Raw genomic sequence first — 15,308 nt, forward strand, 5'->3', positions numbered from 1 at the left:
TACTGATTTTATGCTTAATAATTCTTTATTTTCCATCGTCTTATTAGATAGGTAAAGGGAAATCACCTATCGTTCTCCTCTCTAGTTTATCTTAAAAATTTAGTCGAGTTGAGTCGTCCAGCTATTAATAGTGAAATTTTTGTTTTGCTGCTCGATATAAAGGTTGCCAAACAAAGGCGATACATAAACCAACAACGAAACACATCGCTAAGGTTCCTAAGGCAGATTTATCTTTTACGCCATCGTTTGCCGCAATATATTGTCCTAGGCCAGTAACATCTATTGATTTTTTGCCCCATTGAATGCTTTCTGCTGCGATATCAGCGTTCCAAGCAGCACCAGCAGCGTTAATAATTGCTGTAATGAGGTAAGGTAAAATAGAAGGGATCAAAAATTTTGTCCACCATTGCCATTTAGATAATTTAAAAAGTTTGGTTACGTCACGAATATCATCAGGGATGGCTAAGTAGCCAGCAATTACATTAAAGAAAAAATACCATTGGCAACCAACCATGATGAGTGGTAAAATCCACCATTCTAATTTGTTGAAGCCCATACTAATAATCAACACAATGAATGGAGTATAAACATTTGACGGAATGGAGCCTAAAATTTGTCCAATCGGTTGAACGATACTTAAGCGCCGATTATCATTCGCAACCCAGATTGCTAAGGGAGTAAAGATAATGCCAGCAACGACCATAGCCAAGGTAACCCGTAGCGTAGTATAAAGTGTTAATCTAGGAATCATGCTGAAATCTTGATGGGGCAAAAAATGATAGAGCTTAATAGAACAATAAACCCCAATAATGGTTAAGCTGACATACCATAATGTTTTGAAGAAATGGCGTAATTTTGCTAGTAATCGATAGAGATAGTCTAGCTTGAAAAAGTACCAAACTTTTGGTAAATCGTAAATCCAAAAATGACTGAATTTCACAAAAGCTTTTGAAAAGTATTTCGTTAAAGTTGCTTTTTTTAATAAATGATAAATGATGGATTTAGGTGGCGTCGTACTTTCGACATCTGTTTCATATTTAAAATAATAAGTGGCTCGAACTAAAGGTTGAAAAACTAAAAAGTTTAAAATCACCACATTGATTAATAAGGCAAAAACAGCCCATAAACAGGATTTAAAGTCGGCTCGATTTAATGCTACTTGGATATAAGAACCAATTCCTGGTAAATAAAGGTTGGTTTCTTTAGGAAAGGCAACAGAAGCTTGTTCGCTGGCCACCAAGGCAAACCAAGCCGCAGTTTGAGAAATAATAACGTTCCAAAGTAAGCCAGGAATTGAGTAAACAAATTCAAGACGCCAAAATTTTTCCCAAGCATTGTACTTGAACTGATCGGTCACATTCACTAGATCTGAAGGAATAACTTCCATTATTTGATAAAGAGTCAACATGATGTTCCAAGCTTGACCTGTGAAGATGGCAAAAATAGCAACCGCTTCTGCGCCCATCACATTTCCTGGAAATAAACCAAGTAACCAAGCAGTTGTAAAGGTCAAAAAACCTAGCAATGGAACAGATTCAAGGAAATTAACTAATGGTAAAATGACTCTTCTTGCCGTTTTATATTTTACGGCTAAAATACCAAAAACAAAGGAAAACAGGAAGGACCAAGCCATACCCACAATCATTCGAAACATGGTTCGAATTGAAAAGTAAAAAAGATTTGATGGAGATAAGAAATCATCTGTTTTACTTGGTGTTGCGAGGAATTCTTCTGAGGGAAGGGTGTGGAGAGGGCGATTCATTTTTAGCCAAGAGAAGACGATGATAAAAATGAAAATGCCTAAAATGATGAGCAAGGTAAGATTCCCGATACTTTTAGCAAGTAGGGTATTTTTCTTAGATGATGCAGTGACAGCTTTCAATTTAAAAACCTCCAATTAATCATATTAAAGAGGTCGCCGAATAAAAGAAGAAGATTATAGGGTAATCACAATAATTGAGCTTTGGCTTTCTGAGACGTAAGAAAAAAAATTCTAGTTATCTTAGGAAAGCCTTAATTCGACAATCCCTGCTTTACTCGTTACTGTCTCTCGACATTTCCGAGCGATAACCTGTGTTCTTCAGAGTAACCTCACCTAATATGATTCTATTTGATTTACATGCTTATCATACTCGTGACTAAAAATAAAACAATTTCTAGCTGGTTATACCTGAATTACTGTTTGTTGTTATTCTATTCAATGATTCTTAAAAAGATTGCCCACATTCTGTTTTTTTAGGGGAAAATTATCAGATGAGTATGTTATGTAACCCGAGGTTAATAGCGTAGGATGTTGTATTTTTAGTTTGTCTCGTTTACTGTTAAAGATGTAAGTAGTAACTATACGTGAATGGATAAAATTTTGGGAGGTAGTGTATTGAAAACAAAAGTGATAGTAATTAGCGGTGTGACAGCAAGTGGAAAAACGACACTCATTAATGCTTTATCTGATACTGTTGAAAATGCTTATGTACTTTCATTCGATGATTATAGTATTGATGCTTTGCCATCGGCACCATCCCATGCTTTTTTATTAAAAAATTTCAACGTTGCAGTCAATTTATTCGATATTACCCAGTTAATGAAAGACTTTTTTTCTGTGAATGCTCAAGGCAAATTTAATTATATTTTTATAGACTTTCCATTTGGCTATTTACACGATGATTTGAAGCCTTTTATTGATATTGTGATCTACCTGAAAACGCCATTAGATGTTTGTTTTGCTCGCCAAGTGATTAGAGATTATTCTTATTCTCAAGGAGAAAGTATTATTAAGTGGGCCCATAACTATTTAAATAATGTTAGACCGCTATTTATAGAACATGAAAAAAATGTATCAGCAAGTTCAGACTATCTTTTAGATGGCACACATAGCGTAGATGAACAAATACAAAAGCTAAAAAAATTAAAAGTAATCTAGCACCTAAATTAAACAACAAAGAAATTTGTTCAGAAGAAAGGAAATTATGATGATTATTTGGTTAAACGGTGCGTTTGGAGCCAGAAAAACGATCATTGCACATGAGTTACAACAAAAACTTCCCAATGCAATCATTTATGATCCAGAAATTATTGGTAGTGCATTGATGGAGCTAGTTCCCGAAGAAATGAAAGAAAATGATTTTCAAGAGTATCAGGAATGGCGTTGCTGGAATGCTCATTTATTAAAACGAATGTCCAAAGAGTCTGGACGGCCGATTATTGTTCCAATGACCCTTTATAAAAATGAATATGAAGAAGAGCTGATTGGATATCTGAGACGAGCAGGCATTGACGTTTATCATTTTTTGTTAGCGGTCGAGAAAGAAGAAATTTTACAAAGATTATTGAAAAGAAATGATGGAACTTTTGAATGGGGAAAAAATAAGTTGCCCGAAGTACTTGAAGGTTTTCGTCAGATTCAGTTTACCGAGATTTTTAGAAATCATTCAGCTGACACGACAGAAATTGTAGCAACCATTCTTAATAGAATAACCGAATAAAAACAAAATAAGGGACCTAAGCCGAAATGACTTAGGTCCTTTATTTTCTACTTCTTAAGATAATCAACTACCAGCTACCCTGATTTCTTCAAACTTTAAGATCGCACATTTACGACAATCTATTTTTACACTGTCAAAATTTTCTTTCAAGTCTTGCATTTTGTTATTTTTAGCAGTATATTTTAGGTGTACCTAAAATATATTAGAGGTTAACCTTCTAACGGGAAGGGCCTTTTAAAATTATTGCAAAACGAAAGAAGGAATTGAATTGAAAAATTCAGAAGAACATGAACCAAAGCAAAGACATCATTTGATTGAATATGCAAATGGTCCTTCGCTTGAAGAAATTAATGGCACCATCGACGTGCCTAAAAATATGAGTTTTTGGAAAACGTTATTTGCTTACTCAGGTCCAGGGGCATTGGTAGCAGTGGGGTATATGGATCCAGGAAACTGGTCTACTTCAATTACTGGGGGACAAAATTTTCAATATTTATTGATGTCGATTATTTTAATTTCCAGTTTGATTGCAATGTTGCTCCAATATATGGCTGCTAAATTAGGCATTGTTTCACAGATGGATTTAGCACAAGCGATTCGTGCTAGAACTAGTAAGACGTTAGGTATTGTATTATGGATTTTAACAGAGTTAGCAATTATGGCTACAGATATCGCTGAAGTTATCGGGGGCGCAATTGCCTTATATTTATTATTTCATATTCCTTTAGGTCTGGCTGTCTTCATTACGGTATTTGATGTTTTACTTTTGTTGTTATTGACAAAAATTGGTTTTAGAAAAATTGAAGCTATTGTTGTTGCTTTAATTGTTGTTATTTTTGTGATTTTTGCTTATCAAGTGGCATTGTCAAATCCAGTATGGGGAGATGTAATTAAAGGGCTGGTTCCTAGCGCAGAAGCTTTTTCTACATCACATGCGGTGAATGGGCAAACGCCACTGACAGGTGCATTGGGGATTATTGGTGCAACAGTGATGCCTCATAATTTGTATTTACATTCTTCTGTTGTGCAAAGTCGTAAAATTGATCGTAAAGATAAAACCGATATTCAACGCGCTTTACGCTTTTCAACTTGGGATTCTAATATTCAATTAACGATGGCATTTTTTGTTAACTCTTTATTATTGATTATGGGTGTGGCCGTTTTTAAATCCGGCAGTGTCAAAGATCCTTCATTCTTTGGTTTGTTTGATGCTTTATCAAATCCAGCGGTTATGAGTAATTCTATTTTAGCGCATATTGCAGGTTCTGGAATTTTATCAATTTTATTTGCGGTAGCCTTATTGGCATCAGGACAAAATTCAACAATTACAGGAACGTTAACTGGTCAAATCATTATGGAAGGGTTTATTCATATGCGCGTACCAATTTGGTTACGTCGGATGGTCACACGTTTGTTATCTGTTATTCCTGTCTTAATCTGTGTTTTAATGACCAGCGGAAAAAGTACAGTGGAGGAGCATATTGCGATTAATAATTTAATGAACAATTCACAAGTTTTTCTAGCATTTGCTTTGCCATTTTCGATGTTGCCTTTACTGATGTTTACAGATAGCCGTGTTGAAATGGGTGAACATTTTAAAAACTCGTGGTTAATTAAATTGTTAGGCTGGGTTTCTGTCATTGGCTTAATTTACCTCAATATGAAAGGCTTACCTGATCAAATTGAAGGATTTTTCGGTGATAATCCGACAGCGAGTCAAATTACGTTAGCCGATAATATTGCTTATGTCATCATAGCACTCGTCATCCTCTTGTTAGTTTGGACGGTTGTGGAATTATATAAAGGCGATAAACGATATGCACAGCAGCTTGCAGCTATGGAGCAACAAGTAGAGGAGGTTAAATAATGAAATTTTCAAAAATTATGGTTGGTGTTGAAGAGTCGCCAGATGCGTTAAAAGCATTTCATTATGCTATCCAAAAAGCAAAAGAAGAACAAGCTGAATTGGTTATTGTTTCGATTTTAGAAGAGAAAGAGATTAATGTTTACCAATCGTTAGATAAAAATTATTGGCAAGAACAGTTGGCGAAATTAGAGAAACAAACGGAAAAATATCAACAAGAAGCGTTAGCGAATGGCATCGATAAAGTAAGTGTAATTGTCAATGAAGGGAACCCAGGAGAATTAATTATTAATAAGCTTATTCCTTTGAATAAACCAGATTTGTTAATTATTGGCTCCAAGTCAACTAGCAAATTAAAAAGCTTTTTTGGTAGCCAAGCAGCTTATATGGCTCGATATGCCCCAATTTCTGTAATGATTATTCGCTAACAAAATTGAAACAGTTAAAAAAGCCGCCACGATTTACTATTCGTGGTGGCCTTTTTATAGTAATTTTTGTTTATATAAATAAACAGCCAAACTTAGTTGTAGCGAACTATCAGGAAATTCTAAAGTTAAGTGAAGAATCTCTTCTATTTTTTTTAAGCGGTAAATAATTGTATTACGATGTACATACATATTTGTGGCAGTCAACGAAATATTTTTATTCGATTGAAAGTAGGTGTTGATGGTTTCTAGTAGGGAACTTTCATGTTTTTGATCTTCTTTTTCTAATGGTTCAATCAATCGTTGATATATTTTTTGTTTGGCTTGTTTGGTCAGGGTTTCGATCATTAAACGATAAAAAAAGAGGTCGTCATAATTCAAAATAGTTCGTTGTTGTAATTCTTGACTTGCTTGTGCTAAGTGGAATGTTTCTTGTGCTAATTTATAAGAATCACACAGATTGGTGATTTTTTTGACAGTTGGCCCAATCGCTAATTTAAATGATAATTTTGGATTCAGTTTCATTAGTTGCTCTAGTAAATTCTTGGCAAGATGAGAGGTTTGTGCAAGGTAGGTGGCTTCCTCTTGTGCTGGATTTTCTAGTAATAAAATAAAGCCAGTTTGTGTAGGAAAGGCAGTAATTTTTTGTCGATATCCTTCTAAAATATAATTCAATTGATGGCCAATGCTATTCATTTGAATAGTCGGATTAAACAGTTGTTCCAATTGTTCAATGGCTACAAGCAAGAGACTAAATGTATCTTTTTCATTTAATTGCAGATAATTACTAAATTCTTGCCAAGCTTGAGGATTGGTATTTTTTTCTTGGATAAGGTCTTGAAACAGCGCCCCGATCTTTTGCCTCGTTGTTAAATTTTCCGAAGATTCTAATTGAAGTTGTGGTAAAAGGTAGTGAGCACAGACCTCCACAGATAATAAATCAATCGTCTGTAATTTTTTGGTAGTTTGCCAAATCACTAAGTAAGATAAGCTGAGATTTTTCTTTTTGATGGGTAAAATTCGCAAAGATAACTGATGGTTCGCTAAGGAAAATTCAACAGTCAATGGTTCTTTATAAAATAATAGGAGCTCATTGTTCTGGGCTTTTAAAGCTGTCTCAAACTGTTTTTTGAGAGTCGCGTTGTTTAAAATACTGGTGATTCTTGTTGGCGCATCAGGTAAATCAAAATGATTCATAATCTGAAAACGCTCGTCTAAAAGCATTACAGGCGCTTGAATCGCGGCACTTAATACTTCCAGTAATTGGGTACTTTTTCCGCCAGCTTTGATAATTGTATAAAATTTATTATGCATATGAACAGAATGTTGGCTAATCGTTTCGTCAGGTTGATTGACTCGGCGATTGACCAATGAAATAATTTGAGAAAAGTTGTAATTATAAGGTATTGAGAGAATTGGTAATCCGACGTCATTCGCTAATTGGATCATCTCTTGTGGAACTTCATTGAAATAACGTTGGACTTTAAAGCCTAGAGCAGCGCAGTTCATATTTGCTAGTTCTTGAATAAGACGTTTTTGCAAGCAAGGCTGATCTTTGAAAATATAGCCGGTAGTTAATAAAATTTCTCCTGGCGTTAACCAGTCAAAAGCATCAGGATTTTCTAAAATATTTGCTTGTAGAATTGGCGCATCTAAATTGGTCTCGTGCGTCAATAAGGTTAAACCAGGTAGTTCTTCTGCATGGAGTAGATCATTGACCGTCATCATTAGCAAGGCCTCCTTTTGTATGAATTATCTAAAAATTAAGTGTATTTATTGTAAGATGTTACAAAACTATTTTAGGGAAAATAAGGTATCCTTATACTAATAGAAAAAAGTTCCAAGTCATCACGTGATTGGTAGTCACAAGTGACCAAATAAGAACAATCAGCGCTTACAACCTATAGAAACGCATCGTTTAAAGATATAGCAATAGTATACTTAATTTTTAATGCTTTTACTATTGTTTCAGCTACTTTAAATTTCTCAAGTATTTCTATAATCTGTAAGTTTTTTGAGACTCTTATCAGATATGCTTCTTTTTCTATATTTTATCAGAAAATTCTGGTAACTTTGAAGGTTATAGTTTGTAAAATGGAGGGATCGGTATGAAGAAATTAAAAATGTTAGGATGCGTCGGTTTGCTTTTAGCTTTAACGGCTTGTCAGGCGGGAACGGGAAACTCGGCTGATAGTAACAAAGCAGCGGAACAAAAAATTGCAATTAGTTCTGAAGCGGCTATTTCGACAATGGAACCACACACAGCGGGGGATACGACCTCGACTTTAGTCATGAATCAAGTTTATGAAGGACTCTATGTTTTAGGTAAAGAAGATGAATTAGAGTTGGGGGTCGCTGCCGAAGAACCAGCGATTTCTGAAGATGAAACCGTTTATACATTTAAGATTAGAGAAGATGCCAAATGGTCGAATGATGATCCAGTAACAGCAAACGACTTTGTTTATGCATGGCAACAAGTTGCTTCCCCTAAATCAGGATCGATTCATCAAGCTTTATTTTTTGATGTCATTAAAAATGCTAAGGAAATTGCTTTAGAAGGCGCAGATGTGAATACTCTTGGGGTTAAGGAGCTAGATGATAAAACGTTAGAAATAACTTTAGAACGGCCCACCCCTTATTTGAAATCATTACTTTCGTTTCCTGTTTTGTTTCCACAAAATGAAAAATATATCAAAGAACAAGGGGATAAATATGCTACTGATGCAGAACATTTGATTTATAATGGTCCTTTTAAATTGAAAGAATGGGATAATGCCTCTTCTGATGACTGGACCTACGAAAAAAATGATACGTATTGGGATGCTGAAAAAGTTAAATTAACAGAAGCGAAAGTTTCAGTAATTAAGAGCCCAACGACAGCGGTGAATTTGTTTGACTCGAATGAATTGGATGTAGTGAATAAGCTAAGTGGTGAATTTATTCCTGGTTATGTTGATAATCCAGCCTTTCTTTCAATTCCTCAATTCGTCACATACTTTTTAAAAATGAACAGCGTTCGTGATGGAAAAGAAAATCCGGCTTTAGCGAACAACAATATTCGTAAAGCGTTGGCACAAGCTTTTGATAAAGAAAGTTTTGTAAAAGAAGTCTTGCAAGATCAATCAACGGCTACAGATCAAGTAATTCCGCCGGGACAAACGATTGCGCCAGATGGAACAGATTTCACAAAACTAGCTGCTAAGAAAAATAACTACTTAACCTACGATACAGCGAAAGCAAAAGAATTCTGGGAAAAAGGGAAAAAAGAAATTGGTCTGGATAAAATCAAATTAGAATTTTTAACAGATGATACAGACAGCGCCAAAAAAGCTGCTGAGTTTTTCCAATTTCAATTGGAAGAAAATCTAGATGGATTAGAAGTGAATGTTACTCAAGTTCCTTTTACTATTCGTGTTGATCGTGATCAAACGAGAGACTATGATTTAGAATTATCTGGTTGGGGAACCGATTATCGTGATCCATTAACAGTTATGCGCATCTTTACTTCGGATAGTACCTTGGGCGGCGTAACGTTCAAGAGTGATACGTATGATCAATTAATCCAAGAGACTAGAACAACACATGCGGCTGATCAAGAGGCTCGTTTAAATGACTTTGCTCAAGCACAAGATATTTTGGTGAATCAGGAAACGGTTTTAGCACCAATCTACAATCGAAGCATTTCTGTATTAGCTAATCAAAAAATCAAGGATCTGTATTGGCATTCATTTGGACCTACGTACAGTTTAAAATGGGCTTATGTTAACTAATTGAATGAAGGTAGGAAGGGGTTTGTCATGCTTTTAAAAAACTGTAAATTAGAAACAGGATTTTCTACTGTGAATCAGCGAATTGTTGCGACAGAAACAGCTAGCTATGATATTCGAATTGAAAACGAGGTCTGTACTGCGGTCGCACCGCAGTTAAGGCCTTTAGAGAACGAAACAGTTATCGATGTGAATCAGCAACTCGTTTTACCTGCTCTAAGAGAAATGCATATTCATATTGATAAAACGTATTTTGGGGGACCTTGGAAGGCCTGTCGTCCACTAACGAAAGGAATTTTAACACGTATTGAAGAAGAAACTTGGCTGTTACCTGAACAATTACCAACTAGTTTAGAACGTGCTTGCCAAGTTATTGAGCAGTATATTCAACAAGGCCATTATCATATTCGCAGTCATTGTAATGTAGATCCATCTATTGGAACGAAACATATTGAAATCACTAAAGAAGCATTTAGTCGATATGAACAATACATTACTCATGAAATTGTGGCTTTTCCTCAACACGGATTACTCCGCTCACAAGTCGAACCTTTGATGCGCGAAGCCTTACGCATGGGGGCAACTCATGTCGGCGGCGTTGATCCAGCCCTTGTGGATCGTCATGTGGATCATTCAATTGCAAAAATATTTGAATTAGCTACCACATTTAATAAAAAAATTGATGTTCATTTACACGCCCGTGATACTTTGGGACTTTATGAATTTAATAAATTTGTTGATTATACAGAACAAGCAAAAATGTTTGGCAAAGTTACTTTAAGTCATGCTTTAGCTTTGGGGAGCTTAGAAGAAGCAGCAATTAGAGATGTTGCGCAAAAATTCATCGAAACAGGTATTGATTTGACTTCGACTGTACCGATTGGAATGCCCACCATGCCGATTCCAACCTTGGTTGAACAAGGTGTTAAGATCTCCGTGGCTCATGACAGTTTGACGGATCATTGGTCGCCTTTTGGCAGTGGCAATACAATAGAAAAATTAAATACAGCCGCTCAAAGATTTAAAATTAGCGATGAGTATCGCTTGAATCGTTTATGGGGCTTAGCGAGTAATTTTGTAACGCCTCTTGATCCTAACGGGCAGCAAGTTTGGCCTAACGTCGGCGATTCTGCAGATTTCCTACTATTTAATGCTGAGAGCACTGCTCACGTGATTGCACGCCAACAGCCAATCCAACAACTGATACTAAAAGGACAACTGGTTGAAGCCGTTCAAAAGGGGGAAAAAGAATGACAGCATCCATTGTTTATTTGAATAATGTTCGTTTAGAAACTGGTTTTGCTAAAGACCACCACGAATTAACGTATACTAAAACCGCACGCTATACTTTAGCGATTCAAGAAGGGAAAATCCAAGCGATTATTCCGCAAAATCAAGTCACTGAAAAGCAACAAGGCACTGATTTAAACGGACAACTGGCTATTCCCGCTTTTCAAGAGAGCCATAATCACTTAGATAAAACCTACCTTTCATTAGGCTGGCGTGCTAGCCAACCTGTTAAGAATTTAAAAGAGCGTTTAGCAGACGAAGCCAGTGAACTTAAATTGTTAGCTCCGTCAACAGAACAACGAGCGACGGCCATGATTGAAAAATTGATTGGTTATGGAGCCTCTTATATTCGGACACATGTCAACATTGATCCTTATGTAGAACTAGAAAACTTCTGGGGCGTCAAAAGAGCCTTAGAAAAATATGCGCATGTGATTGATTATGATATTGTTGTCTTTCCACAGCATGGATTATTAAAAAATCCCCAAACGGTTTTACTCATGAGAGAAGCCCTAAAAAATGGTGGAACAATGGTTGGCGGTTTAGATCCTGCAGGCATTGATTATGCAATTGAAGAATCTTTAGAAACTATTTTCGATCTGGCAGAAGAATTTCAAGTAGGAATCGATATTCACTTGCATGATACGGGGGAAGTGGGTGTTTATACAATTGATAAATTTTTAGACATTTTGGAAGAACGAAAATTTACTCAGCGAACAGCTATCAGTCACGCCTTTGCGCTGCTAGATGTACGACCAGCAGAAAAAGAAAAACTATACCAACGCTTGGCAACGCATCAAACAGCGATTATGTCTACAATTCCCTATGATCCTCGTTATTTATTGCCACCAATTGATGTGTTACGCCAAGCTGGTGTATCGGTTCATTTAGGTAGTGATGGCTTTTTTGACTCTTGGAGTTCTAATGTTTCAGGTGATTTATTTGAAAAATTACGTAATTTTTGTGAAATGACAGGAAAGATTACAGAAGAGCAACTTACTCAAGCTTACGTCCATGGCTGTGGCAAAGAAGCACCTTTTTCATTTGAAGAAGAACGCCTTTGGTTTACAGAAGGCGACGAAGCAAACTTTATCTTTACAGAAGCAGCTTCTACAGCAGAAGTGATTGCTAGAAAACCGCAGAAACGCAAGATTATGTTGAAAGGACAATGGGTTTAACTTGCTTTAAAATTAGGTAGAAATAGAATGCTAAAAAGCCAAACAGAGGAAACAGGGTTCAGCTCTGAGCAACGCATAGTGTCAGTCCTGCGGTTACTCGTCACAGTTTAATCCTTATAAAGTGCTTCTGCTCACAACGTGGATCAGCGTTTCAAGTTTGTTTGTCTCACTTTAACATAGCACTTTTGCGTGTCTTCCTTTATAATAAGACAAAATGAAGGAGATGAACCAAGCATGACTGAACAAACGAGAGAAAACAAAAAAGCAGCCTACGAATTGTGCTTACAACAATTGAGCGGTTTGTTAGAAATAGAAACGGATGCTATTGCAAATTTAGCAAACTCGTCCGCGTTACTTGCACAAACGTTACCAGACACCGTTTTTGCTGGGTATTATTTATATAAAAATGAAGAATTAGTTTTGGGGCCTTTTCAAGGGAAAGTCTCTTGTACCAGAATTAAAATGGGCAAAGGTGTCTGCGGTGAATCAGCGGAAAAACAAGCTACATTGATTGTTGATAACGTGAAGACACACGCCAATTATATTTCTTGTGACTCAGCTGCGATGTCTGAAATCGTTGTACCGATGGTAAAAAATCATCAATTGGTCGGTGTTTTAGATATTGATAGTGGTGTAACAAATAGCTATGATGCGGTTGACCAACTGTATTTGGAAAAATTTGTTACCTTGTTACTAGAAAAATCAGATTTTTAAGCAGACTATTTTTGCTTTCTGACAAATCATGAGAAAATAAAGTATAAAATTTGATCATGAAAGAAGGTGAGTCATTTGTTAGAGCTGTATATAAATTTTAAAGGTGAAGCAAAAGAAGCAATTGCGTTCTATGAAGATGTTTTTGATACAAAATGTCAAAATTTAATGACTTTTGGCGAAGCACCTGAAGATCCTGAGCATCCTATAAACGACGAGATAAAGGATTTAGTGATGAACGCAAGTATCATTATTGAAGGAACCTATGTAATGATTTCAGATGTTCCTGATATGTTTGGTTTTGAAGTTACGGAAGGAAATAACCTTTCGCTCGTGGTTAGCACAGATGATGATGAAAAAATTGATCGCTTATTTAAGCGATTATCTGAAGGTGGCACTGTTACAATGCCGTTATCTGAAACTTTTTGGTCCAAAAAGTATGGTTCCCTAAAAGATCAGTTTGGCATCCATTGGATGTTTAATTATTATGAAGAAGATTAAAAAAATCCCCAATCCGTTATTTTCATTGGATTGGGGATTTTTTATTCATGAAAGAATTGCTTCTTAGCGATTTGATACTGCCGTTGCTTTTCTGTCCAAAATTGCTGATCGTTTTCATCAATTTTGCGAATGACTTTTGCTGGATTACCCCCAACAATCGTGTTGCCAGGAACGTCTTTTGTAACCACAGCACCAGCAGCAACAATAGCGTTTTTTCCAATTGTAACGCCAGGTAAAATGGTGGCACTTCCGCCAATCCACACGTTATCTTCAACAATAATTGGCGTACCGAATTCTAATTCTGCAGTTCGAATCGTTGGATCAATTGGATGGCCGGCAGTATAAAAACTAGCACGAGGGCCAACCATGACATTATCACCGAAGATGATTTTGTTTACATCTAAAAAAATGCAATCCATATTTGCATAAAAATTTTCTCCTACCTCAATATGGCGACCGTAATCTACATAGAGGGGTGGGGTGATATATAACTCATTGCCAGTTTTTCCTAATAATTCTTTTTCTAGGGCCACAATTTCTTTCACGTTATCGATAGGAAGTTGATTGATTTTTTGAGCTAACACCTTGCCTTTTGTTGATTTATTTTCGGGTAAAATGGTTGGGGCGTAATATAATTCACCTTTTAACATTTGCATATAATCAAAGTCATTTTGTTTCATGTAAGCGCTCCTTTAGGCTTTTTCTCTATTGTATCAAATCAACACAATAAGTCGAGGAATATGTAAAATAAAAAAGGATAGATAGCAAAATAGCCTTGCTTATCTATCCTTTACCTAAGGTTATCCAATTTTTTTAACTCTCCCGCCAATTTTATCTGCTAATTTTTGTGCTTCTTTTTCAGAGTGGTAAACTAAACAACCTGATTTATCTCGCGTACGTTTACCATCTGCAGTTAAATAGCCATGAAAAAATTTGATTGCATACATAGACATCACCGCCTTTCTAATTGAAAATAGTGTAAATGGAGCGATTAAAAATGTCAAATAATAGAAGTGCTCTTAACCATTCTTATCTTTTTTAGTTCGAAGATAAGCTTGGTTAAGAGCACCATTTCACTTAATAAATTAGTTTGAAACGGGTCGTTGAGTGAAATTCCTGTTCAGGTGAGAGGGTGATAGAACCGAACAACGGAAATCTTTCAGCACCAGGACAGACTTGGGTTTCAAATGTGAGCGCTCCGTGATTGACTAATTTTTGCCCTTGAATATCGGGACCGTTATCAGCAAAATTTGCTGAAAAAATAACAACTGAAGGTTGATCAGTGAACATCTCTAAGGTGATATCTTTAGTAGGACTTTTTAAGATAACATCTGGGTTAATTAAATCATGATTGGTTAAGATGAAAGGGTGATCGAAGCCGTTCATCTTTTGAATTTGTTCATCGGTACTTGAAAAAACCTCAGCTAATTTTTTAGGTTTTTGTAAATCAAAAGCTGTCTGGTCGACGGAAGCTAATTCTCCAAGCGGTAAAACTCTTTCATCAAGCGGGACAAACTTTTGGGCATTTATTTGTAACTCATGCGCATCAATGGGAATTGCAGGATTTCCAGTTAAATTAAAGTAGACATGATTGGTTGGATTAAAAAGTGTTTGTTCATCTGTAGTTGCCTGATACTCAATTTGCCATTCATTTTCTTCAGTCAATGTATACGTGACTGAAACAGTGAGATTTCCAGGAAAACCATTTTCACCAGCAGGACTCTCTAGCCAAAATTTCACAGAAGGATTCACTTGTGCCTCTTGGATTTCGCTGTGCCATTTTTTACTTTCAAACCCAGGTGTGCCGCCGTGAAGTGTTGTTTGAGTAGGAGTATTAATCATCGTTTGATACGTTTTACCCGCTAGTTCAAAGGAGCCATCGGCAATTCGACCAGCTGTTCGACCAATTGTTGCACCAAAATATAAGTCTTTAGACAAATATTCATCTGCTGAGGGAAAGCCTAGCACGAGTGATCGGGATTCATTTTTTGTAAGAGGAACGTCGAGCTCAACAATTCGCGCACCAAAATCTGTTGCTTTTAAAGTCACACCATTTTTATTTGTCAGTGTGTAAAGAAGCATTCCTTGTC

At 36.2% G+C, this 15,308-nt stretch carries 15 protein-coding genes and 1 riboswitch (1 of these 16 cut by a window edge); of the genes, 9 read left to right on the forward strand and 6 right to left on the reverse strand.

The features are described 5' to 3' along the window. Both IGL42_RS04020 and IGL42_RS04025 read right to left on the reverse strand, forming a co-directional pair. Positions 1–36, reverse strand: the 5' portion of a protein-coding gene (locus IGL42_RS04020) for an ABC transporter ATP-binding protein (RefSeq protein ID WP_002360638.1). It extends 744 nt beyond the left edge of the window; only the first 36 of its 780 coding nucleotides appear in the window; the start codon lies at positions 34–36; its stop codon lies beyond the left edge, outside the window. Positions 37–124: 88 nt separating this feature from the next. Then, positions 125–1,897 carry an ABC transporter permease subunit gene (locus IGL42_RS04025; protein WP_002384764.1) on the reverse strand — a complete coding sequence of 591 codons (1,773 nt, stop codon included), beginning with the start codon at positions 1,895–1,897 and terminating at the stop codon, positions 125–127. Between the two features lie 44 nt (positions 1,898–1,941). Continuing rightward, positions 1,942–2,110, reverse strand: a riboswitch (M-box (ykoK) riboswitch). Positions 2,111–2,350: 240 nt separating this feature from the next. Here IGL42_RS04025 and IGL42_RS04030 point away from each other — a divergent pair. From IGL42_RS04030 to IGL42_RS04045, 4 genes are all read left to right on the forward strand, one after another. Next, positions 2,351–2,920: an adenylyl-sulfate kinase gene (locus tag IGL42_RS04030; protein ID WP_025191845.1), complete on the forward strand. Its 570-nt coding sequence runs from the start codon at positions 2,351–2,353 to the stop codon at positions 2,918–2,920. A 46-nt stretch (positions 2,921–2,966) separates the two neighbouring features. Next, on the forward strand, positions 2,967–3,482 hold the full coding sequence (locus IGL42_RS04035) for an AAA family ATPase (RefSeq protein ID WP_002386030.1): 516 nt from the start codon (positions 2,967–2,969) through the stop codon (positions 3,480–3,482). Between the two features lie 268 nt (positions 3,483–3,750). After that, on the forward strand, positions 3,751–5,349 hold the full coding sequence (locus IGL42_RS04040; protein WP_002382010.1) for an Nramp family divalent metal transporter: 1,599 nt from the start codon (positions 3,751–3,753) through the stop codon (positions 5,347–5,349). Further along, on the forward strand, positions 5,349–5,774 hold the full coding sequence (locus IGL42_RS04045) for a universal stress protein (protein WP_002358161.1): 426 nt from the start codon (positions 5,349–5,351) through the stop codon (positions 5,772–5,774). Before IGL42_RS04040 ends, IGL42_RS04045 begins: the two co-directional genes overlap by 1 nt. Before the next feature lie 54 nt (positions 5,775–5,828). Here IGL42_RS04045 and IGL42_RS04050 read toward each other — a convergent pair whose 3' ends face one another. After that, positions 5,829–7,499, reverse strand: a complete 1,671-nt coding sequence (locus IGL42_RS04050) for a PucR family transcriptional regulator (RefSeq protein ID WP_010710525.1) — start codon at positions 7,497–7,499, stop codon at positions 5,829–5,831. Positions 7,500–7,879: 380 nt separating this feature from the next. On the opposite strand from IGL42_RS04050, the gene IGL42_RS04055 reads away from it, so the two are divergent. The 5 genes from IGL42_RS04055 (at position 7,880) to IGL42_RS04075 (ending at position 13,218) form a co-directional block, all read left to right on the forward strand. Continuing rightward, positions 7,880–9,541 (forward strand): peptide ABC transporter substrate-binding protein, encoded by a 1,662-nt coding sequence (locus tag IGL42_RS04055; RefSeq protein WP_010710524.1) that lies wholly within the window; start codon positions 7,880–7,882, stop codon positions 9,539–9,541. Continuing rightward, positions 9,542–10,792, forward strand: a complete 1,251-nt coding sequence (locus IGL42_RS04060) for an amidohydrolase family protein (protein WP_002363657.1) — start codon at positions 9,542–9,544, stop codon at positions 10,790–10,792. Further along, positions 10,789–12,006 carry an amidohydrolase gene (locus IGL42_RS04065; protein WP_010710523.1) on the forward strand — a complete coding sequence of 406 codons (1,218 nt, stop codon included), beginning with the start codon at positions 10,789–10,791 and terminating at the stop codon, positions 12,004–12,006. Before IGL42_RS04060 ends, IGL42_RS04065 begins: the two co-directional genes overlap by 4 nt. 234 nt (positions 12,007–12,240) lie before the next feature. Then, positions 12,241–12,720: a GAF domain-containing protein gene (locus tag IGL42_RS04070; RefSeq protein ID WP_002365470.1), complete on the forward strand. Its 480-nt coding sequence runs from the start codon at positions 12,241–12,243 to the stop codon at positions 12,718–12,720. A 66-nt stretch (positions 12,721–12,786) separates the two neighbouring features. Next, a complete protein-coding gene (locus IGL42_RS04075) occupies positions 12,787–13,218 on the forward strand; it encodes a VOC family protein (RefSeq protein ID WP_002382065.1) in 432 nt (143 codons plus the stop codon). Positions 13,219–13,259: 41 nt separating this feature from the next. Here IGL42_RS04075 and IGL42_RS04080 read toward each other — a convergent pair whose 3' ends face one another. The 3 genes from IGL42_RS04080 to galM form a co-directional block, all read right to left on the reverse strand. Next, the gene (locus IGL42_RS04080; RefSeq protein ID WP_002371355.1) at positions 13,260–13,898 is read right to left on the reverse strand and encodes a sugar O-acetyltransferase; all 639 of its coding nucleotides are present in this window, start codon (positions 13,896–13,898) and stop codon (positions 13,260–13,262) included. A 120-nt stretch (positions 13,899–14,018) separates the two neighbouring features. Then, positions 14,019–14,165: a hypothetical protein gene (locus IGL42_RS04085; RefSeq protein ID WP_002384758.1), complete on the reverse strand. Its 147-nt coding sequence runs from the start codon at positions 14,163–14,165 to the stop codon at positions 14,019–14,021. Between the two features lie 130 nt (positions 14,166–14,295). Further along, complete coding sequence (galM, locus tag IGL42_RS04090; RefSeq protein ID WP_025191844.1) at positions 14,296–15,300, reverse strand: galactose-1-epimerase; 1,005 nt, start codon at positions 15,298–15,300, stop codon at positions 14,296–14,298. Between the last annotated feature and the right edge of the window lie 8 nt (positions 15,301–15,308).

It is taken from the genome of Enterococcus sp. DIV0712 (assembly GCF_050554855.1).
Classification (GTDB): domain Bacteria; phylum Bacillota; class Bacilli; order Lactobacillales; family Enterococcaceae; genus Enterococcus; species Enterococcus faecalis.

Coding starts and splice junctions, on each gene's coding strand:
- IGL42_RS04030 (WP_025191845.1), top strand. CDS start 2,351: ATGGATAAAATTTTGGGAGGTAGTGTATTGAAAACAAAAGTGATAGTA.
- IGL42_RS04035 (WP_002386030.1), top strand. CDS start 2,967: ATGATGATTATTTGGTTAAACGGTGCGTTTGGAGCCAGAAAAACGATC.
- IGL42_RS04045 (WP_002358161.1), top strand. CDS start 5,349: ATGAAATTTTCAAAAATTATGGTTGGTGTTGAAGAGTCGCCAGATGCG.
- IGL42_RS04050 (WP_010710525.1), bottom strand. CDS start 7,499: ATGATGACGGTCAATGATCTACTCCATGCAGAAGAACTACCTGGTTTA.
- IGL42_RS04055 (WP_010710524.1), top strand. CDS start 7,880: ATGAAGAAATTAAAAATGTTAGGATGCGTCGGTTTGCTTTTAGCTTTA.
- IGL42_RS04065 (WP_010710523.1), top strand. CDS start 10,789: ATGACAGCATCCATTGTTTATTTGAATAATGTTCGTTTAGAAACTGGT.
- IGL42_RS04070 (WP_002365470.1), top strand. CDS start 12,241: ATGACTGAACAAACGAGAGAAAACAAAAAAGCAGCCTACGAATTGTGC.
- IGL42_RS04080 (WP_002371355.1), bottom strand. CDS start 13,898: ATGAAACAAAATGACTTTGATTATATGCAAATGTTAAAAGGTGAATTA.
- IGL42_RS04085 (WP_002384758.1), bottom strand. CDS start 14,165: ATGTATGCAATCAAATTTTTTCATGGCTATTTAACTGCAGATGGTAAA.
- galM (WP_025191844.1), bottom strand. CDS start 15,300: ATGCTTCTTTACACACTGACAAATAAAAATGGTGTGACTTTAAAAGCA.